This is a genomic window from Leptospira terpstrae serovar Hualin str. LT 11-33 = ATCC 700639 (genome assembly GCF_000332495.1).
Taxonomy (GTDB): Bacteria; Spirochaetota; Leptospiria; order Leptospirales; family Leptospiraceae; genus Leptospira_A; species Leptospira_A terpstrae.
In genome coordinates this window covers 739,543-760,004 of sequence record NZ_AOGW02000010.1, presented here as the reverse complement: position 1 = coordinate 760,004, position 20,462 = coordinate 739,543, and the positions used below count along the sequence as shown (strand labels likewise).

Here is a 20,462-nt window from a genome sequence, read left to right as displayed (position 1 = left end):
TATTCTATAACAATGGATACGGAATTACCAACTATTTTTTCAGCGAAACGAACTTCTTTTGTTCGCACCTCTGTCATACGTGAAATTTTGAAGTTAACGGTAGAAAACTCGGATATCCTTTCTTTTGCAGGAGGGCTTCCGAATCCGCATTTACTTTCCAAAGATATTTTAAGTTCTGTTATGGAATCTGTGGTGAAAGACCATTCTAGATTTGCCCTTCAGTATGGGGATTCTTCGGGATACCTAGCCCTTCGAACCCAAATAACTGAGAAATTAACGGATGTTCCGTGGGTCACTTCTGATTCTATTTCCATCACACACGGATCCCAACAAGGATTGGATATTTTAGGAAAGATGTTTATGGATGAAGAAACGAATGTATTATTAGAAGATCCTGTATATCTCGGGGCTTTGCAGGCATTCTCTCCCTACCAACCTAATTTTTTTAGTGTACCTATGGAGACTGATGGACCAAATCTTTATTGGTTAGAAGAAATCTTATCACAAAACAAAATCCATGTTTTTTACATTAATCCTTCTTACCAAAATCCCTCCACTTATACTTGGTCAGTAGAAAAAAGAAAACAAATCGCTACCATTTTAGATGAAAAAGAAGTGATCCTCATAGAAGATGAAGCCTATCGGTATTTGGACTTTCTAGGAAATGTTTATCCTTCAGTTAGTTCTTTCCGTGAAAGGAATGATCTAACGTTTGTTTTGGGAAGTTTTTCAAAAATTCTATCTCCTGGTTTTCGTTTGGGTTGGGCCGTGGTTCCCGAAGTCTATCGATCATTGTTTACTGCAGTCAAACAAGGAAATGATCTGAATTCAAACCAGTTCTCTCAAGTTGTAGTCTCCCAACTTTTGGATCAAATGGATTGGACAAAACACCTAGATTCTATCCAATCCTATTATTACGAAAAACAAAAAATTTTGAGTTCCTTACTAAAAGAATACATCCCAGAAGCAAAGTTTGTAGTTCCAGAAGGTGGGATGTTTCTCTGGGTGGAATTCCCCGACGTGCTACAAAAAGAAATGATGAACCAATGTTTAGCGAGTGGTGTGGCTATGGTTCCGGGGAGTGAATTTTCCCAGGTAAGTAAACTCTCTTCCTACTTTCGTATGAACTTTAGTTTCCTTGAAAAAGAAGAAATGGAAGTGGGTGTCAAACGAATCGCAAAAGTTTATCGAGACATAAATACGTGACATACGTTTAGTATTTTTTTGTTTGACAAATACTACTCGTATGTTTACTTGCTAGGTATGAAGCCTGCAGTCACCAAAGCTTTGTATCCTAAATTTTCAATTTTAAGCCTGGAGGAGAAGTTGGAAATTCTAAAAGAAGATCCATCTTTTCGTCTCCTCGTCGACCAGATGTATCAAAACTATAAGGAAAACAGGTCCACAGTCATTCTTTGATTTGCCTATGCGAAGGATTCTTGCTTCTATGGAAACAAAGTAGGTAATCATGAATCTAGATCTTAATCCCCAAGAAACAAAACACCTTTTGAACGCACTGGCTGTGTTCGAATGGGTAAGCAATTCCCCACATGAAGAAACTGATCCTTCTGTGGATGAATTCATCCAGTCTCTTCTTAAAAAACTTTCCTCAGGTGGAGAAAAAGGACCTATCATTTCCGAAAATGGACTTTTCACCATTTCGGAAGAATACTTCCAAGAAGTTTTCGAATCCTATATCGAACCTTATAACGACGATATCTTCTGGACAGACCTTTCTACAGAACTTGCCCAAAGAGATTTAGAGCAAAAAGTATCAGCAAAAGAATTAGAAGCACTAAGCCCAGAAGATTACGAAACCAAAGTCACTAAGGAAGCAGAAAAATATGATGCTGAGTTTGAAAAGAACGGTGTGGACAATCTCTTTTTAAAAAAATAAAGATTGATTAGAAACGATTAAGAAGTTTTTTCCCATTCGATAAGAACCATCGTTTGGTCATCCTCTTGTTCTTCTCTCCCTTGGAAGAGGAAAAGTTGGATGACCAGTTCCGCAAGAACTCTTTCTGATTCCTTTCCTTGATAATCCGTAAGAATCTTTTGAATTCTTTCCATTCCAAATTCTTCCCTTGATTCGTTTTTTTGTTCTAACATTCCATCGGTAAATAAAAGAATTCTATCTCCCTTAGCCATTTGGAATTGTTTTTGAGTGTAGGGTTGGTCTTTTTTTAATCCAATGATATTTCCTGTACGATTTAAAATCGTTTGGTTATCAGCAGATTGAAAGATTTGGTTTGGGTGCCCCGCTGACGAGTAGTAAATGGTCTTTGTATTAGTATTGATATCTAATAAAAATCCAGAGAACACAATTTTTAATCCAGAAAATTTGTTTTGAATTTTTTGGTTGAGATGATTCATCAAATCATCAGTTTTTGTGATAAAACGTTTAATGGCTTCATATTCCGATTTAATGGCCATCGTATACAAAGCCGCTTGGATTCCATGTCCTGTAGCATCAGCGACAAAAAAACGAACCGTTCCATCATCCAATTCAAAAATATCATAAAAGTCTCCACCCACTTCTTCTTGTGGTTGGAAATACAAATGGATTTTTAAATGTTCGAATTTGATTCCATCTTCTGGAAGGATCTTCTGTTGGATTTTTTTTGCAAGAAGGAGATCCTTTTTGATTCGATTCAATGAGGAATTTAATTGGTAGGTTCTTTCGGAAACAATTTGTTCCAGATTTTCTGTCACGGCTAACAAAGATTCGTTACTGATTTTTAAACTTTCCGCTAATTCTTCTGCACGTAAAAATGCATTGGCTATCCGACTAGAAAGGATGAGTGATTGGATAAAAATAAAACAGAGTAGGGCGTAAGGGGTAAGACCAATCCCACGATTATTGACACTGTGACGTAAAATATCAAAAGCCACAGAAAAGGCTAATACCAAAAGTCCTAAAAAAAATAATTTTGAATTGGGACGTTTGTTGAAAACCGCCTTTAAGTTGATATGAATTACATATCCAATCGTAAAAAATGATAAAGCTTGAAACCCATACAATAATATGGTAAATACAGAAATCGGAAAAAAAAGTGTAAGTGCAAAAATGGTACTTGCAACTAACACATAACGAACATATTTTTTATTGGATTCTTCTGGGAAAAGCGAATAGATAAATAATAAAAATGTAGGAACTGCAAAATAATAAGAGGCAAACTCAATACGAAAGGCTGTAGGCCAATGAAAACCTGGAAATAATTCCAAGATATACCTTTCACCGGTAAAGGCCAAACGAATCCCGAGTAAAAAACAAAAGATTGCAAAGTAGAAGATGGAAGTTTCTTTTCGTTTATAAAAATACAATCCAAAATGATACAAACCAATGAGAACAAGTGCTCCTAGTAAAAAGAGTTCCCTCGCAATAGAGAGCATTTTCTCTCTGTCCAAGGCATTTTTGTTTCCTAAGCTGGGGATAGCCCAAAAACCACCAAAATTGTTATCATAGTTTGCAATATGAAATACAAGTTCTATCACTTCTTTGTCAGGAATCAGAGTATAGTATTTGGATTTGATCCTTGGAGTATCATCAAATTTATTGATTCCAGGTTTTCCTTGCCCACCAATCAAAACACCATTGGCAAAAAAACGATAGGAAGAGGCAATATCAGGTATATAAATTCTTAATTCTTGGCCAATGGTTTGTTTGCTAATATGAATGAACGCGCGTAAGGTGACATGCCCAGTCCTTGGTAATTCTTCTCCACCAAATTCTTCATCTTGCCAAGAACTAGGAATGGCCAAATATCCCGTCAGCAGTTTTTCGCCGTGAAAGGGAGGGTAGTGGAAATCCCCAAAATACAATTCCCATTCCCCTTCTAAGTCAATGATGGTATTTTCTTTGAATGTCAGGTCATGGATGTCTAAAACCCCTTGGCGGAACCGGTGTGGTTCTTCCTGTTCAGGGTTCTGACAAGCCAAGGTAAAAAACAGGAGAGAAAAAACTCCCGTCAGTAGGATTTGTTTTCGCATAAACGGATTTTAGTTTTTTCTTTGTACAGGAAAGGACTAATTTCGTCCAGAATATCCTATCACATCCATAAAAGCAGAAACAGAAAATACTGCCTTTCCTGGACCCGGTTCCCCATACCCTGGAGGTGTGGGCAATCCGTACTGTTCAAAGGTTTCCTTCCATGCACGCAGGAGTTCACAAAAATACACAAGTGGAGGGCCTGCTTGTTGGCCGAGGGTTGTATAAGGTTCGGGACACCATGCGGTAAATCTAGGTACTATCCCTTTGGACATAAAGAAATCTAAACCTTGTTTTGTAGAAGAAATGGCTTCGGCTACCGTCTTAAATCCCCAAGGTTCAGAAAGTTCCACTCCACCTACAAAGTTAGGAATTACATTTTCAGGGCCAAAGACTTCTGCGGAATCTACCACTCGGCGAATCCAATTTTCATAACCAATCCAACTGGCCTTACCTGGACAGATTTTTTCGAATAGAGCCTTGTCCCAAACTTCATAGTTGGGATGATAGATTTGAATTCCCGCATCTTTGAACTTTTTACAGTCTTCTTTTTCAAAGGCTTGGGCCACTAGTTTTCCCATCCAACGTTTGGGGAACCTTGCTTCAATGGCTTCTGGGTATTGGAGGTAAAAATCGACTTCCGATTTTTTCTTTAAATTGGTTAGTACAGATCCGCCGGTCAAAGTATACACTTTTGCGATTTGGTCTTCTGCATCCACCCAAGAAAGAACTTCTAAAATATCTTCTACGTCTTTTACCCCCGTATAGGGTCTGCCGGCACCTTTTTGTTGGCGGTAGTTATGATTGATATCGCAATAAGCACATTCTTCGTCTTTTCCAAAGTATTGGCAGTTTCGAAATACAGTCAGATACAAAAGGTATCCCCATTCAATGACTGGTGCCACCTCGCCAGGTAATTTTCCAGATTTGGTTTTATGTCTGTACCAAGACGGTACCGGTGGGTATTCTGCACTTCCAATCTCAGTTTCCTCTAAAAACAAAGTAGGGATCCCTTCCTTTATCTTCATTTTATATGGTGAGTTGGGATTGTTTCTTGTGGAGATCACCGTCTTTAAAAGACCAAAGTGGCCACCGGAGATTTTAATTTCTTCGGGTGCTTTGGTGTCAGCACCGTCTTTTAGGTCAGCAAGTGGGATATGGTCAAAGGAAAAGATAAAATAATCTTTGGATTTGTAAGGATCTTTGACTAAAAAGGATTCCGGTAAAAAATGAATGCCCTGTCTTAGGATGTCCTGTTTGACAATGGCTTCCATAGGTAGGTCTTTGTACATCCTCTCCATTTCTTCCAGGAGCTTAATGGAGGAGGCAGGTCTTTGGTTCAGTGTGGAGGTTTCAGCCATAATGGGAGTTTTTTTCTTCCTTGATCTTAGACAAAGCGATTTTCCCGAAAAAACCCTTCTTTTCCCTTGAAAATAGCTAGTTTCAGGGAAAAATACTGAATATTCGTTTACAAATCCGGTCACTAAATTATTTTTTTTCCGAACTAATGAATTTTTTTTCATTCTAGAAAAAAATACAAAAAAGCTGGGAATTTCTTATGCCCCAGTTTGTTGATTAGAGAGTAACGAAAGTTGAATTTCACTAAGGGACAGGACGATATGAAAGCATCGAAACTAACCATAATGGGCCTAGCGCTTCTTTTTACTGGTCTTACAGTTTGTAAGAAACCAGACGCAGAAGTGTCCGAAGCACCAAAAAAACCAGCAGATTTATCTGCGGTAGTCGTATTTGCGGTAGGAGATTCAAAAATCCAACACGCAGACCAAACAGAAGAAAAAGCACAGCTTGGTGCCCTTCTGAAATCCGGGGATAACGTAGTCACAGGCGACAATGGAAAAGTAGACATCCAATTTGCGGATGGATCGAGCATTCGTATCTCTCCTAAGTCCGCGATTGACTTTGCAAAACTTTCCCAAGACAATTCTGGAACTACAGACACTCAAATTGCTCTAGTTTCTGGAAAAGTTTTCGCGAAGGTCAACAAAGCTAAGAAAGAAGACAACTTTACTGTCGTAACACCGACTGCGATTGCGGGTGTGCGAGGAACGTCTTTTATCGTAGAAGCTGCTGAAGGAAAACCTGCGAAAGTAAAAGTAGTTGAAGGTGCGGTTGCATTTGCTCCACGCGTTCCTGCTTTAGAAAAACTTTCTTCAGAAGAAATTTCTGGAAATGCTGACTTACAAAAACTACAAGCCTCTCTTGCGAAAGCAGAAGTCATCTTAGAAAAAGACCAAGCATCTACACAATCAGCAAAATCTGCTGACCTTGCGAAGTCTGCTGATATCAAATCTTTGGATTTGTCAAAAGCATTCAAAACTTCTGAAAAAGAAAAACTCGTTGTTGAAAGTGCAAAACTTACTAAAAACGAAGAGCAAGAAATCAAAACTATCGTGACAGTTGATAAACAAACTGCACAAGAGATCACTAGACTTAGCGAATCTGCTCAAACTGAAAAGTTAGATGAGTTGAAAAAACAAGAGATCGATGCTAAGAGACATGTGATTGAACAAGACGTTGCAAAACGCCAAGAAGAAGAGAAGAAAAAATTCGAAGACTCTTTGGCTAACCAACCTAAAGAATTTAAGTCTAAAAAAGACATCGTAAACTACTACGAAAGAATTGAAAAAATCGTATTAGTAGATGGTAAAACAGTGATTGGAGCGATCATCAACCAAGAAAACGGACAGTTGATTGTTCACACTGAAAATGGTGTTAAGAGAATTGATATGGATAATGTAGAAGAAGTCATTTACGACCTTCAACAGAAATCTAAATTCTAAATAAACCAACCCTTAAGTAGAAAAGAAGCCTGAAAGAGAAATCTTTCGGGCTTTTTTTATGTACTGTAATTCTATTCAGTAGTTCCAACGAAATTCATTCGATGAATTCAAGCGATTTGTGTTGGCGGATTGGTTTTATGTTTTTTGTTGGTGTGCGAAGTTCAAACTTCTTTGGATTTATATTCGTTCCATAGGATTCGTATGGCACTGATGAGTGGACTTGCTTCAATCAAAAGTAGATTGGATTGGTATTTTACAAGTAAGGTACTATTTCCAAAACGATCCATATCTCCCCATTCCACTTGTAAATCGGGCGAATGGGCTAAAGCCTTTTGGATGAGGACCTTCACTTCGAAGTCGTTTAAGGTTTCTCCAATTTCACTCAAATCCTTTAGAATTGAGAAAAAGAATGTTTTAGCAAGTTCTTCTTGGAATGCCTCCAATTGTTCTTGGTCCATACTTTATCTTTCGGACTAATCAGTGGCTTCGTCTGAAAAATATTCATCAGCATGGTAAGAGGAACGAACCAGTGGACCGGAAGCAACGGTTTTGAATCCCGTTTTGTAGGCATACTCCTTCCAAAATTGGAATGTTTCTGGTTTGATAAACTCTTGGACAGGGTAGTGGGTCGGACCAGGTTGTAGGTATTGGCCAATGGTCAGCATCCGAACCCCACTTGTAAATAAATCCTCAAGACATTGTTTTACATCTTCTTCCTTTTCCCCAAGTCCAAGGATGAGCCCACTTTTAGTGAGAAATCCATGTTTTGCAATATGGGAAAGAACTTCTAACGAACGTTTGTAGTTCTTTTGAGGAGTGATCGTCGGAAACAATCGTTCGACGGTTTCAATGTTGTGGTTGATGATATTGGGTTTTGAAGCGTAAAGGATTTGTAAGGAATCTTCTTTGGCTTTAAAGTCAGGGATTAGGACTTCAATCGAACATTCGGGACGGTAGGATTTGATTTTGGTTATGGTTTCGGCAAAGTGACCTGCACCTCCATCTTTCAAATCGTCTCGGTTGACAGCAGTAAGAACTACATGGCGTAGTTCTAAGGCAGCAACTGATCTTGCCACGCGCTCAGGTTCTTCTAAATCGAGAGGTTTTGGTTTTCCAAAGGCCACATCACAATATTGGCATCGTCTTGTACAGATATCACCGGAGAGCATATAGGTAGCGGTGCGCCGATTCCAACAATGGTTGAGGTTCGGGCAACTGGCAGATTCACAAACCGTATGAAGTTGTTTGGATTCTACCTCTCTACGCACCTGACTTAGGGCATCTCCCTCTGTCGGAAAACTCACTCGAACTTTCATCCACTCGGGGTGTGTCACCTTGGGGCTGATATTACGTGAGCGAGGTTTCTTTTTTAATGGATTCATACCTTCTTTAGACTTTTTGAAATGAGGCCACTTTGTAAAATGGAAAATCATGAGGATCAACGCATTTCTAGCCAAATTAGGTCTCGGTTCCCGTCGGAAAGTAGAAGAATTGGTCCTCGCAGGCCGAATCAAAGTCAACGGCAGTACCATCACAGACCTTTCCTTTCAAATCGCAGAGACTGATTCCATCAGCTTCGATGGAAAATCTGTCCAGATGGAAGAGGAGTCTTTGAAACGGCCGAAAATTATCGCCTTTAACAAACCTCCTGGATACTTAACTTCTCACGAAGACAAGTTTCATGAGAACACTATCTTCTCACTTTTACCGGAAGCCTTTCAAAAATACAACTATGCTGGACGATTGGACTTAGATTCAAGGGGTCTATTGCTTTTGTCCATCGATGGAGACTTTATCCAAAAAGTCACACACCCACGCAACAAAATTGATAAAGAATATATCATTAGTTTGAAACAACCTGTGGCATGGAAACCAATTGCCGATGAATTTATGTTAGGTGTAAGGGAAGGAGGGGAAACTCTCCGTGCTCTTGCCGTAAAACCAGCCAATGTAGTAACTGAAAAAACCCCTCCAGGTTTTACTAGTTATCTCAGTATCATCTTAAAAGAGGGAAAAAAACGACAAATCCGTAGAATGTGTAAGGCAAAGGAAATGGTGGTCCTTGATCTCTATCGGATACGGATTGGAAAGTTGGATTTAAGAGACTTTGTATTGGAAGAAGGAAAATACAAAGTGGTGACGGAAGAACAGGTTCTCGGAAAACCGGCTCCTTAATTTGGTTGAAGAATCCAATCCTCTCTTAAAATGGTGAGGTTAGGGGATTTGTTTTTTTGAAATCAAAACCGTTTTTATTTTATCCAGTTGTCCTTTTCTTATTTATCTTTTTGGTAGATAAAATTTTTCTTTTGCCTGTCTTTCATGATGAATTTCTGCAGGCAGGCAATTCTGTATTTTATTTTCAGAGAAAGGTTTTAGCGAAACGACTTTTGTCTGATAAAGATAGTCAGGAGAAAAAACTCGCACTCGTTTTTGGGGATTCTCGATCTTATCCATTTTCTGAATTAGGAATCCCAGAACCTTACAACAAAGCTTGGACTCTTTATAATTTCAGTAGTCCGCAAGGAATTCCAATGAATTCCTATATACAACTTAAAGACTTATTGGACTCAGGAGTCAAACCCGAGTTTGTGATTCTTTCATTAAGTCCAGAAGCGTTCGATGATAATAAAGGTTTTATTCTTTCACCATTTTTACGAATGGGATGTGATAAAGATTGTTTGGACATTGTTTGGAAAGACATTCCTCTAAAAGAAAAATGGACCTTTTTCTTGGATAAACTTTTTGTCATTCGTAGTGTAGAATTAAATCTTTCCCTTTTTAGTTCTCGGCTCAAACAAGGAAAACTCAGAGAATATAAGTCTCGGTATAACCAGGAGTTCCAACTCATCAATTATTCAAAGGGTGAATATTTGATTTATGGAGTGCAGTCCAATCCTATCGAAAAAATCAAAAAAGATACCCTACGTATTGGAAGTTTGTATATGAGTTCTTATACTGTGGGTGAGTCTCAGAAACCCTATGTAGAAGCATTTTTAGAACTTACGAGGAAGAATCAAATCAAAACCCTTGTCCTTTGGCCCAAAGTATATGGTGATTATTATAAGTATTATGAAAAGTTTCGTATAAAAGAAGTTTGGTGGGAACCTATGGAGACTCTTGCCAATTCCTATGGTGCTTACCCATTGAACTGGAACAAACCAGGAACTTGCGATTTATTTAATGATGCTTCTCACCAATCTGCATTTTGTTTTATCGACCAGATGAAAGAAATTTGGGTGAACTACGCTGAAAAGTAGATTCAAAAGTTTACCGAATAAAATCAAAGCACCTCTTACCGTAAAACGGAACAAACGTTCCCTTCGGTTTGCCATCTGGAGTTTGATCAGTAGTACAGTATCCATTTGGTCGATTCTTGCCATCACAAATTTATCTGGCCATTCGCTTCTGATTGGATCGTTTGGCGCAACGGCAGTTCTTTTATTTGCAGTTCCCGATGCTCCCCTTTCGCAACCTCGGAATTTAATTGGAGGGCACTTGATTTCTGCCACAATTGCCGTCATCCTTGTCGCCACACTGGGAACAAACTTTTTCACCATTGGGTTTTCTGTAGGGCTTTCGATTTTTGTTATGTATTGGACTCACACTTTACATCCACCAGGGGGAGCCACAGCAATGATCGGAGTGCTTGGAGGAGTGGGAGTGGATTTTATCTTATTTCCAGTGCTCATTGGAGTTTTGATTCTCCTTGTAAACGCACTAGTTGTGAATAATTTGGTCCACCACCGAAAGTATCCGGTGGTGTGGTTTTAGATTTTTACCAGTTTAGTTTTTTAGAATCTTCTACAAATTTTGCAAGCCCACTGTCAGTGAGTGGGTGTTTGAAAAGCATTTCAAATACAGAATAAGGAAGAGTGACACAATCAGCACCACGAAGAGCCACTTCTTTAAAGTGGATGGGGTGACGAACGGATGCCGCAAGGATTTGCGTTTCAATTCCGTAATTGTCATAAATGTCTCGGATCTCAGAGATAAGTTCCAATCCATCATAACCAATATCATCCAATCGACCCACAAAAGGAGAAATGAAACTAGCACCTGCTTTGGCAGCAAGTAGGGCTTGGTTGGCAGTAAAACAAAGTGTGACGTTGGTTTGGATCCCTTGTTCCGAAAAAGCTTTCACCGCTTTGATTCCTTCTGGAATGAGTGGAACTTTTACGACAACGTTTTCTGCAATTTTAGAAAGTTCTATACCTTCTTTGATCATTGTAGGGGCATCCGTTGCAAGAACTTCCGCACTTACTGGTCCTTTTACAAAACTACAAATTTCTTTGATGACTTCCGTGAACTTACGGCCGGATTTTGCGATGATGGATGGGTTCGTGGTGATCCCATCTAGGAGACCAAGTTCATGGACTTTTTTAATTTCGTCAATGTTGGCTGTGTCTAAAAATAAATTCATTTTGCCTCGTCTGCTTGGCAATTGGTTTGCCAAGCCTCACGAGACAGGGTAACTACGGGATTAAATCCCGCAAGGTTTTTGTTTCTTGAACGCTGAAGAAATCGACATAATCCTTTGCGATCACCTCTTTGAGATTGGCAGAAAAATAATCAATTCGACGAGTGTAAGCTGCCTTTTTGTAACCTTCTCTCCAAACAACGGCAAAACCGCCTCGAGGAGGGTTCTCTCTTCTTTCTACAAGTTCCCAAATCGCAGCTCCGGAAACTTTATCATCACCGATGGCTTCCTTTCTCGGTTTGCCATATTTTTTTTCCATCTTCTCTTTGATTTTTTCTGTGGGGACTAAATTGAAAGTGACACCGACGGAAAAGAGGATTCCATTTTCACGGAATTCTGTTTTTCCATCGATCGAAGGATCTGCTTCTTGAGATCCTTGTTTCGTTCGCACTTCTTTCAATAGTTCTGGAGTTTTATAAAAGCGATAAAGATAGAAAATACCATTGCGTTTGATGAGAAGGCTTTCGTCCTTTTTCTCATTTAAAAGTTCGATCTTTTCCTTTGATTCCGGATTGGTAGCCATAGACAAAAATTTCTCGCGAATGGATTCAAAGGTCATTCCCCAAGAGGCTTCTGCAAATCCATCCAAACTATTGGAAATTTCCGTTTGGGCCAAAAGAAGTCCAGGAAAACAAAAAAGAAGGAAAAGTAGGTATTTCTTCATATGATTTCTATCGGTCGAACCGGGAAAAAAGAGAACCGGTTTCTTACTTAAATTCGTCCGGGAAGGGGTCGTCACCGAGTCCAAATTCATCGGATTCATTTGTAAAAGGGCCATCTTCTTCTGCATCGGCAAAGTTCTCTGGGGAAGAACCAGTTGAGGTGGGAGCACCCCAATCTTCTTCATAAGCAAAATTTTCTGGCTCTTCAAAACTTACCCCGAAAATAGGCTCCCGGTTCCAGAGAAAAACGAGAACAGGAATTTGTAAAAGGAGGAGGAGTAAGTAAAACAAAAAGTATAGGTCTCGGTCAAGGCCGTAGTGGACTGCCCCTGCAGACAAATTACCAAGGGCAAGGCCGGAAAGAACCGGCTTAGCAAGGGCTAAATACTTTTCTCCTCGGTAGGCGTCTTTTAGGAAGGGAAAGGAAAAGAAAACAGCCAAAAAGAAAATCGGCATATGGAAGATATGTTCAAATGGCCCAGGTCCTTTTTCCCCGAGTAAGGATCCAAGTAAGGACCAAAGCCAGACTAAGAGGGCACTACAGAAAAAAGCGAGTGCCCCATAAACTAAATTTCCCCCTGATTCAAAAACATCCAGACAAATGCGAAACACATCCCCGCGAATGTCTGTTAGTTCTTCTCTTCTGTAATTTGTTTTGGCCGAAAAGAAAAGAATCTTTACGTAATAAACAATGACAGCTGTCACCAAACAAAAGAAGGCGAGAAATAGGAGGAAAAGAAAAAATTCCATTAGTGACGGAAATGCCTCATTCCAGTAAAGACCATGATTAGACCATGTTCATCAGCTGCTTGGATCACTTCTTCATCGCGAATGGACCCGCCTGGTTGTATGATTGCTTTCGCACCAACTTTGGCAATGGCATCGATTCCATCGCGGAAAGGAAAAAAAGCATCACTACCTACATAGGAACCAACAACCGAAAGTCCCACTTTTTGGGCTTTCATTGCCCCAAGTTCTACAGAGTCCACACGAGACATTTGTCCGGCTCCAATTCCCAAAGTGGAGTTTTGATCCGTATAAACAATCGCATTCGATTTGATAAACTTCACACAGTTCCAAGCAAACATCAAACCTTCTAAATCATCTGCTGTGGGTTGTTTTTTTGAAACAATTTTTAGTTTGTCTTTAGTGATCAAATCATAATCGCGATTTTGAATGAGAAGGCCGTGGTGGAGGGAACGTAAATCTAATTCGTCCAATGCTTCGTCAAACTTAGCAATGGGAATTAAACGGATGTTAGGTTTTTTTGAAAAAATCTCTAATGCCTCGTCTGAAAAACTTTCGGCAATCACACCTTCCACAAAGTTCTTTGTAATTTCTTCAGCAGATTCTTTTTCCACGCGACCATGGATTCCTATGATTCCACCAAATGCAGAAATAGGATCTGTTTTTCTCGCTAGCTCAAAGGATTCGAGAACCGTTTCCCCAAAGGCAATCCCACAAGGGTTTAAATGTTTTACAATGGAGACTGCATTTTTTGGAAGTAGGCTTGCTACATGAAAGGCCGCATCAAAATCCAACATATTGTTGAAAGAGAGTTCTTTTCCTTGCAAGGCTTCAAACTGTGATTTGATGAAGAGTGGTTCGTAGAAGGCTGCATCTTGGTGCGGGTTTTCACCGTAACGAAGTTTTTGTTTTTTGTTAAAGGCTAAGGTAATTTTATCAGGGTATTTTATATCTAGTTTTTTATTAAAAAATGTAGATATCGCTGAGTCGTATGATGCGGTTTCAGAAAAAACTTTGGCAGCATATTGAAATGCAGTTTCGCGAGAAACCTTTCCTTTGTTTGTCGTAAACTCTGTTTGGAAGGATTCGTAATCTTTTGGATCAGTGAGCACCACAACGTTTTTATGGTTTTTTGCCGCCGAACGAAGCATAGATGGTCCACCGATATCAATATTTTCGATTGCATCTTCCAAGGTTACATCCGGTTTCATCACAGTTTTGACAAAGGGATACAAGTTCACAATGACTAGAGTGATGGGAACAATTCCATTACTTTCCATTTGTTTGACATGGTCGGGGTTTGTCGTATCACCGAGAAGTCCTCCGTGAATTTTCGGGTGGAGGGTTTTCACTCGGCCATGGAGGATTTCAGGAAAACCAGTAAACTCATCTACTTTTTTTACAGGAATTCCTTCTTTGGAGAGGGCATCATAGGTTCCACCAGTGGAAAGAATTTCCACACCGTTTTTGGCGAGGAAGGAACAGATTTCCGTAATTCCGGCTTTGTCGGATACGGATACGAGTGCTCGTTTGATTTCGATCATTTTAGGATTTCTACCTTTCGTTCTTTGATTTTTAATTTATCTTCACAAAACAGTTGTATAGCGAGAGGAAGGATTTTATGTTCTTCCGCAAGGATTGCAAGGGATAGTTCTTTTTCAGTCCATTCGGGAGCAATGGCAATCGCTTTTTGCAAAATGATGGGACCTGTGTCCACACCTTCTTCCACAAAATGAACCGTACAACCTGCCACCTTCACACCATAGTCCAGTGCCTGCTTTTGGGAATCAAGGCCAGGAAATGCAGGCAGGAGGCTTGGGTGGACATTGATGATTTGGTTTTGAAACCGGCGCACGAACTCCGATTTTAGAATTCGCATGTACCCACATGCCACAATGAGATCGGGTTTTAGGTTTTCCACTTCGTGGAGTAAATCCTTATGGTAGTCCGTTTTTTGTGCATAAGTGGCGTAAGGAATGACTTTTGTAGGTATTCCAAAGGTTTTGGCAACACTTATGGCTTTGGCCTCCGGGTTGTCAGTCACAAGGGCAACCAGGTCGAGCTTTAGCTTTTTTTTTCGAATGTACTCGACAGAAGCGGTAAAATTGGATCCTCTTCCTGAGGCCAAAAAAACGGCACGTTTTATTTTTCCCATGTGATATTCTAAGAATATTCACTTGGGTCATTAAGCAAGTATCCTTTTTGGTCGATGGGAATACTCAGGAGAAAAAAATGTCGCTTGCGAGAAAAACCGGTGCCTCTGCTTACAATGAATACAAAGCCAATGAGATATCTACCGTTAGCCAAATCAAACTAATTGTGATGCTCTTTGACGGAGCCATTCGATTCCTTGGTGTGGCAAAAGACAATATGACTCCCAGAAAGTATGATGTTGTGAACAACAATATCATCAAAACCCAAGACATCATTACTGAACTTCTTCTTTCTCTCAATATGGAAGAGGGGAAAGAAGTCGCAAATAACCTTTTGTCCTTATATGTTTATTTGAAGAAACGTTTGTTGGAAGCCAACATGCGAAAAGACAAAGAAATCATTGAAGAGTGTATTAAAATCCTAATTGAGTTAAAAATCTCTTGGGAAGAGTTAGAAAAAAAAGACACTCCAAATCCAAATACACCTCCCGGCACACGACCTACAGGAATTTCCATTACTGGATAATTGATTACTCACAAATTTATGATTTCATCCAAACAATCCACAAAACAACTTTTACAAAAAAAAATCCAATACTTAGATTCTCTCATCGTTAATTTGAAAAGAGAAGAAGAATTACTTTCTTACCGAGATGCGGATACGGCTGTAAAGATAGAATTTAAAAATGAAACCTTAATACGAAAGTTGGAAGAAGTGGACCGGGAACTTTGGGAAAGGCAAGAAATGGAAGTTTATACGGAAGAGGAAATTGCCATTTCTGAAACCGTCTTTGAAAGGTTGGATGAAGCTAGAAATCTCCAAGAGAAAGTTCAAGAATTACTTGTTTTCGAAATGAATGAGAGTAAAAAAGAATATTGGGAATTCAGTATCAAACGAAGACTCAAGTTTCATTTGCTACAGTCCTCCGGCCTCTCATGGACAAAAAATTACTGTTAAATGATTCCCTACATTTTTTAGGTCTCTCTCTCGGTTTTACAGAATCCGAACTCAAAGAATCCTATCACAAACTTGCCAAAAAATACCATCCTGATTCTGGTGAATTCACAAGTGATGTAATGTTTTTGGAACTAAACAAACATTATGAGTCACTAAAAGACTACCTTCTCATCCATCCCGAAGATGAATATTCGAACAGAGAAATTGCGGTTGAAGAGGCTCCACTGGATGCAAAGATACGTACTCACAAACCTTCCAAGGATCCCATTTTTCATGAATACAAATTGGCGAAGGAAAAAGAAACGGAAGCCATTTTAAGGTATTATGAAAAAAGAAATCTCCATCCCATTGAACTTTCGGATAACCTAAACAAGGAACTTGTCCAGTTACGAAAGGATTTAGAACCCGTGCTTTTAGTTTATGCGGAGATTTTAAAAAAACATTCTACAAGCATTTGGGCAAAAGATGCCAAAGATTCTTTGGAACGACTGCGAGTTTGGTGGAGTTAAAAAAAAGCCGGAGGATTGCCCCGGCTTTTTACAAAGATTTTTTTGGTCCATAAAACTTTTAACGATTTAAAAATTCGAACCAAAAGCTCCCAAAAATCATAATCTAAGGAGTAGGTGCCACTGCATCGCTACCCAAAAGACCAAGGGAAATATCAGGAATCCAACTGATAAGAATTAGTCCAATTAAGAATAGTCCAACAATCGGAGCTACCGATTGGATGACCTTACCTAACGGTTGTTTGAAGATACCAGAAGCCACAAATAGGTTCACACCGACTGGAGGAGTCAAATATCCAATTTCCAAATTCACAATCATAATGATTCCAAAATGAACTGGGTTGATTCCGTAGTTCACTGCCATTGGTGCAAGTAGTGGTGCCAATACAAGGATCGCACTCATGATATCCATAAACATTCCCACAATGAGTAACAATATGTTTACACCAATGAGGAAGGTAACAGGGCTTGAAATGAGTCCAGACATTGTCGCTACTAAATTCTGTGGAATTTCGTTTTCGATCATGAACTTATTCAGACTGACTGCAAGGATTAGGATAAGGAAAAGAATCCCAAGCATCTCTGCACTTTCTGCCATGATCTTCGGGATCTTAGGAAAACTAAGTTCTTTGTGGATGAACACTTCGACGAGGATGGCATAAAATACTGCAATCGCTGCCGATTCTGTGGCTGTAAAAAATCCAGAGTAAATTCCACCAAGGATAACAACTGGCATAAGAAGAGCTAATACACCTTCTTTCCATGCGATACGGATTTCTTGCCAGTCCCACTTTCCACGACCGACTTTTCCTGCGCGTAACACAGAGTAGATCATAAGAAGGCTCATGAGAAGTATCCCAGGTCCAATTCCTGCAATAAAAAGATCGGTAACGGAAACACCCACCATAATCGCATACACGATCATAGGGATACTCGGAGGGATGATGATCCCGAGAGTTCCCCCAGAAGCAAGTAGTCCCATAGAAAACTGCGTTGGGTAACCTGCCTTAGTTAAGGAAGGATACATCAGTCCACCGATGGCGATGAGAGTCACCGGTGAAGATCCAGAGATAGCAGCAAAAATTCCGCAGGAAAATACCCCAGCAATGGCTAGGCCCGCAGGAATCGGAGCCGTCATTGCTTGGGCGATCCGAATGAGTCGCCTTGCAATACTTCCATGGGTCATTAAGTTCCCTGCGATGATGAATAGAGGAATCGCAAGTAGGATTTCCTTATCACCAGCAAAAAACAAATCCCCTATGATACTGTTGAGTTCGTGGAAGGACTCAAGAGGCGGATCTGGTAAAAAATAATAACAATACACAGTGATAGCACCCATAAGTACGATGAGTGGTTGTCTGAGTAAAATTAAAGCGAGTAAGAGTAGGAGTATTCCCCAAGAACCCATTAGCGATTCCCCCGTGAGTTTGGTTCAAAAAGTTCCGCTTCCGCAAGTTCCAATGCTTCTGTTGCTTCATTGATATCGGAAGGAATGAGTGCCGGAAAAATTCCATAACACAAATGTCTAAAACCCATAGAGAGAAAGATGTAAGGAAAAATGATTTGTACTTTCCATAAGTGAATTTCCGTTACGGGATTCACTTCATCTAAACTGATACTTTCTAGAACATAAATGACAGATAGGTAGGCAAGGAATAAAAAGAATAAAGAAATCACCCACTGCTCTACAATTTTGATGTAAGGTAACAATGATTTTGGTAATACTTTGTCAGCAATTTCTGGACGGAGATGAGATCCCTTCGCACTGGCAAGTGCTGAACCAAATAGTCCTCCCCATAACATAAAATAAAGGGAAAGTTTTTGTGCCCAAATGATTCCACCAAGGCCAAGCCATTCTAAAAATCCAGAGGTTCCTCCGTGAATGGATTCGGCAATGTAAACACTCCAATCTCCGACAAAACCAGCAAAACCGGTATTCGGATAGGCTTCTGTAACTTCCATAATCCAACTGAAAACTTTATCGATTACCTCTCGTTTGGAAACGTCAGCAATCATGAGAAGAGTGAGCAGAAGGAAACAAATTCCCCCCGCCCATTTCTCGCCGAAACTCAAAGTGTTTAGAATTCGTTCGACGAATTTCATGTATCTATATCCTTCCTTAACCTATCCGCCGCAAGCTGCTTTGGCTTTTTGGATTTTGTCGAAAATTTGTTTCGATTGACCACCAATTTTACCAATGACTTGTCCTGAAACTGCATTTGCAGCAGCTTTAAAGCCTGCTAAATCAGCATTTGTTGGTTCATAGACGACTACATCTGCTTTCTTTAAAGTCGCAATCATGTTCTTTTCAATCGAACGAACTGCTTGTCTAGCACCGGGAGCAAGTTTGTTTCCTTCACCCATAAGTGTTTTCTTTTGTTCGTCGTTTAGTGTGTCCCAAAACTTTTTGGAATAAAGAATGGCAGCTGGTTGGTAGATATGGCGTGTCAAAGTAAAATATTTGATCGCTGTTTGCCACTCTGCTGCCAAAGTGAAGAGAGGAGTGTTATCAAAACCTTCTACCACACCTGTTTGTAAGGAAGGAAGAACTTCTGGGATCGCAATCGGAATTCCGCTCACACCTAATTGTTTCCAATAAGCAATGTGGACTGGAGATTCTTGGATTCTGATCTTAACACCTTTTAAGTCTTCCGGTGTTTTTACAGGTGCAGATTTTGTTCCGATGGAACGGTATCCATTTTCTGCCCAAGTAACAAAGATTAGACCTTTTGCTTCAAATAACTTACGGAAGTCTTCTTGTAAGTGATCATCAAGGACACAGTCTGCTTGCGCATAAGAACTAAAAAGGTAAGGAATTTCTAAAACGTTTAATTCTTTAACTGTATTGGCAAGAGCACCTGCTGTGAGACCAGCTCCTTGCAGTTTTCCACGAATGACTTGTTGGAGGATTTCGTTTTCTCCACCCATTTGTCCACCGGGATAAATTTTAAACTTAATTTGCCCTTGGGATTCTGATTCAATTTTCTTTTTGATTTTGGCAAGTTCGTTCGCCCATGGAGATCCTTCTGGTGCTACTGTTGCCAACTTAACGGTTGTTTGAGCAAATAAACCCCCACTGAAGGTGAGGGTGAAACTTACACAAACTAAATACTTTAATTGTCTTAAAAACATCTAGTTCTCCTAGTAAAATGACTATAGTTCGTCGAGTAATTTCTTTGCTTTACGTTGTTCTACGATTTGGTCTGCTTCGATTTCAGGTAGAGATGCTGGTTTGCCTTTCAGTACAAATTCTAATTGTTTTTTGAATTTGTCTTCATTTCCTTTTAAGCGACTTTCTGCATACAATACTCGAACTGCAAAGTAGTTAGGGTGTTTTGCAATTGCTTCTTCGAACAATTTGTCCGCTAGTTTTTTGTCTCCCGTAGGAGAGAGGGCGTTACTTGCAGCGTCATATCGAAGAGTTGCAGAGTAGAAGTATTCTTTACCCATAGTTTTTTCGATTTCTTTGGCACGATTGATCATGGCAGAGAATTTAGAACGATTGGAAAGTAGTGTTGTGAAACCAACTAAACGTGACCATTTAGCAAGAGATGCATATCTCCAATAGAGAGCATCGATGTCCTGAGGTCCAAGAACATCCAAAGCTTTTTCAATCTCTAGTTTGTCTTTGACTACTTTGTCTCTAAATTTAGAGTTCATGGCAAGGGCAGCTTCACACCAAGTCACAGCTGCATCATAAAATTGGATGGATTCTTCTTTTACTTTTTCGTCTGCATCTGCATCACCTGTAAGTTTTAACCAAAGGTGTCCGTCACTTAATAGATAATTTCCGCGACAGAGTAAAACTTTCACATCTGCATATTGAGGATTCTCAATCGCAAATTTTTCTAAACCAACAAGTGCAAGTCTTAGGTCTTGTTCGTTTTGTCTGTTCTTCCACAGTTTTTCTAAATCAGCAGGAAGTTTTGCTGGGGTTGTGGCTCGTTCTACGTCCGAAGCCGAGATTTTCACTTGTCTTGATTTTCCACAGGCAACCACGGAAACGAGCACGAGAGCTGCCATTGCGATTTTTGACCAATGTTTCGTTTGGTACATTTTGTATCATCCTCCAAAAGATATTTGGAACTATAAGTTCCTTTCTATTTGTATCCTCATGTTCTGACTTTGGGGCAAATTTTTAGATGAATTCTAAAAAAAGCACAAAGAAAT

General features: G+C 39.7%; 22 protein-coding genes. 9 read left to right on the top strand and 13 right to left on the bottom strand.

What is annotated here, in order from left to right; all coding sequences use genetic code 11:
- Positions 1–12: 12 nt before the first annotated feature.
- Positions 13–1,206 carry an aminotransferase-like domain-containing protein gene (locus tag LEP1GSC203_RS12030; RefSeq protein WP_039937970.1) on the top strand — a complete coding sequence of 398 codons (1,194 nt, stop codon included), beginning with the start codon at positions 13–15 and terminating at the stop codon, positions 1,204–1,206.
- Between the two features lie 262 nt (positions 1,207–1,468).
- Complete coding sequence (locus tag LEP1GSC203_RS12025; RefSeq protein WP_002973941.1) at positions 1,469–1,897, top strand: hypothetical protein; 429 nt, start codon at positions 1,469–1,471, stop codon at positions 1,895–1,897.
- A gap of 17 nt (positions 1,898–1,914) precedes the next feature.
- Here LEP1GSC203_RS12025 and LEP1GSC203_RS12020 read toward each other — a convergent pair whose 3' ends face one another.
- The gene (locus LEP1GSC203_RS12020) at positions 1,915–3,990 is read right to left on the bottom strand and encodes a PP2C family protein-serine/threonine phosphatase (protein WP_002973825.1); all 2,076 of its coding nucleotides are present in this window, start codon (positions 3,988–3,990) and stop codon (positions 1,915–1,917) included.
- A 36-nt stretch (positions 3,991–4,026) separates the two neighbouring features.
- Complete coding sequence (locus LEP1GSC203_RS12015; RefSeq protein ID WP_039937968.1) at positions 4,027–5,349, bottom strand: radical SAM protein; 1,323 nt, start codon at positions 5,347–5,349, stop codon at positions 4,027–4,029.
- 258 nt (positions 5,350–5,607) lie between these two features.
- Between LEP1GSC203_RS12015 and LEP1GSC203_RS12010 the strand changes: the two genes are divergently transcribed.
- Positions 5,608–6,789 (top strand): lipoprotein LipL45, encoded by a 1,182-nt coding sequence (locus tag LEP1GSC203_RS12010; protein ID WP_002974154.1) that lies wholly within the window; start codon positions 5,608–5,610, stop codon positions 6,787–6,789.
- Positions 6,790–6,950: 161 nt separating this feature from the next.
- Here LEP1GSC203_RS12010 and LEP1GSC203_RS12005 read toward each other — a convergent pair whose 3' ends face one another.
- The gene (locus LEP1GSC203_RS12005; RefSeq protein WP_002974459.1) at positions 6,951–7,247 is read right to left on the bottom strand and encodes a hypothetical protein; all 297 of its coding nucleotides are present in this window, start codon (positions 7,245–7,247) and stop codon (positions 6,951–6,953) included.
- A 15-nt stretch (positions 7,248–7,262) separates the two neighbouring features.
- Complete coding sequence (gene lipA, locus LEP1GSC203_RS12000) at positions 7,263–8,171, bottom strand: lipoyl synthase (RefSeq protein ID WP_039937965.1); 909 nt, start codon at positions 8,169–8,171, stop codon at positions 7,263–7,265.
- A gap of 49 nt (positions 8,172–8,220) precedes the next feature.
- Between lipA and LEP1GSC203_RS11995 the strand changes: the two genes are divergently transcribed.
- From LEP1GSC203_RS11995 to LEP1GSC203_RS11985, 3 genes are read left to right on the top strand one after another with little or no spacing between them, the layout of a single operon-like run.
- Positions 8,221–8,964, top strand: a complete 744-nt coding sequence (locus LEP1GSC203_RS11995) for a pseudouridine synthase (protein ID WP_002974548.1) — start codon at positions 8,221–8,223, stop codon at positions 8,962–8,964.
- 56 nt (positions 8,965–9,020) lie between these two features.
- Positions 9,021–10,046, top strand: a complete 1,026-nt coding sequence (locus LEP1GSC203_RS11990) for a DUF1574 domain-containing protein (protein WP_002974368.1) — start codon at positions 9,021–9,023, stop codon at positions 10,044–10,046.
- A 22-nt stretch (positions 10,047–10,068) separates the two neighbouring features.
- The gene (locus LEP1GSC203_RS11985) at positions 10,069–10,560 is read left to right on the top strand and encodes an HPP family protein (protein WP_456297489.1); all 492 of its coding nucleotides are present in this window, start codon (positions 10,069–10,071) and stop codon (positions 10,558–10,560) included.
- Positions 10,561–10,564: 4 nt separating this feature from the next.
- Here the strand turns inward: LEP1GSC203_RS11985 and fsa are convergent, their stop codons facing one another.
- From fsa to purN, 5 genes are read right to left on the bottom strand one after another with little or no spacing between them, the layout of a single operon-like run.
- Positions 10,565–11,209 (bottom strand): fructose-6-phosphate aldolase, encoded by a 645-nt coding sequence (gene fsa, locus LEP1GSC203_RS11980; RefSeq protein ID WP_002973789.1) that lies wholly within the window; start codon positions 11,207–11,209, stop codon positions 10,565–10,567.
- A 52-nt stretch (positions 11,210–11,261) separates the two neighbouring features.
- The gene (locus LEP1GSC203_RS11975; protein WP_002973863.1) at positions 11,262–11,930 is read right to left on the bottom strand and encodes a hypothetical protein; all 669 of its coding nucleotides are present in this window, start codon (positions 11,928–11,930) and stop codon (positions 11,262–11,264) included.
- A 43-nt stretch (positions 11,931–11,973) separates the two neighbouring features.
- Positions 11,974–12,678 (bottom strand): hypothetical protein, encoded by a 705-nt coding sequence (locus tag LEP1GSC203_RS11970; protein ID WP_002973856.1) that lies wholly within the window; start codon positions 12,676–12,678, stop codon positions 11,974–11,976.
- Complete coding sequence (purH, locus tag LEP1GSC203_RS11965; protein WP_002973978.1) at positions 12,678–14,219, bottom strand: bifunctional phosphoribosylaminoimidazolecarboxamide formyltransferase/IMP cyclohydrolase; 1,542 nt, start codon at positions 14,217–14,219, stop codon at positions 12,678–12,680. Before purH ends, LEP1GSC203_RS11970 begins: the two co-directional genes overlap by 1 nt.
- Positions 14,216–14,830: a phosphoribosylglycinamide formyltransferase gene (purN, locus tag LEP1GSC203_RS11960; protein WP_002974098.1), complete on the bottom strand. Its 615-nt coding sequence runs from the start codon at positions 14,828–14,830 to the stop codon at positions 14,216–14,218. Before purN ends, purH begins: the two co-directional genes overlap by 4 nt.
- Before the next feature lie 77 nt (positions 14,831–14,907).
- Between purN and fliS the strand changes: the two genes are divergently transcribed.
- Genes fliS through LEP1GSC203_RS11945 form a run of 3 tightly spaced genes read left to right on the top strand, consistent with a single transcriptional unit; the run spans position 14,908 to position 16,295 of the window.
- Positions 14,908–15,354: a flagellar export chaperone FliS gene (gene fliS, locus LEP1GSC203_RS11955; protein ID WP_002974218.1), complete on the top strand. Its 447-nt coding sequence runs from the start codon at positions 14,908–14,910 to the stop codon at positions 15,352–15,354.
- 18 nt (positions 15,355–15,372) lie between these two features.
- Complete coding sequence (locus LEP1GSC203_RS11950) at positions 15,373–15,786, top strand: hypothetical protein (protein WP_002974377.1); 414 nt, start codon at positions 15,373–15,375, stop codon at positions 15,784–15,786.
- Entirely contained in the window at positions 15,765–16,295 is a 531-nt protein-coding gene (locus tag LEP1GSC203_RS11945; protein WP_002973646.1) for a DnaJ domain-containing protein, read from the top strand. Before LEP1GSC203_RS11950 ends, LEP1GSC203_RS11945 begins: the two co-directional genes overlap by 22 nt.
- Positions 16,296–16,398: 103 nt before the next feature.
- Here the strand turns inward: LEP1GSC203_RS11945 and LEP1GSC203_RS11940 are convergent, their stop codons facing one another.
- From LEP1GSC203_RS11940 to LEP1GSC203_RS11925, 4 genes are read right to left on the bottom strand one after another with little or no spacing between them, the layout of a single operon-like run.
- Positions 16,399–17,700: a TRAP transporter large permease gene (locus LEP1GSC203_RS11940; RefSeq protein WP_002973760.1), complete on the bottom strand. Its 1,302-nt coding sequence runs from the start codon at positions 17,698–17,700 to the stop codon at positions 16,399–16,401.
- Positions 17,700–18,395, bottom strand: a complete 696-nt coding sequence (locus LEP1GSC203_RS11935; RefSeq protein ID WP_002973826.1) for a TRAP transporter small permease — start codon at positions 18,393–18,395, stop codon at positions 17,700–17,702. Before LEP1GSC203_RS11935 ends, LEP1GSC203_RS11940 begins: the two co-directional genes overlap by 1 nt.
- Before the next feature lie 21 nt (positions 18,396–18,416).
- The gene (gene dctP / locus LEP1GSC203_RS11930; protein ID WP_002974275.1) at positions 18,417–19,424 is read right to left on the bottom strand and encodes a TRAP transporter substrate-binding protein DctP; all 1,008 of its coding nucleotides are present in this window, start codon (positions 19,422–19,424) and stop codon (positions 18,417–18,419) included.
- A gap of 21 nt (positions 19,425–19,445) precedes the next feature.
- The gene (locus LEP1GSC203_RS11925) at positions 19,446–20,348 is read right to left on the bottom strand and encodes a TRAP transporter TatT component family protein (RefSeq protein ID WP_002974093.1); all 903 of its coding nucleotides are present in this window, start codon (positions 20,346–20,348) and stop codon (positions 19,446–19,448) included.
- Positions 20,349–20,462 lie beyond the last annotated feature (114 nt).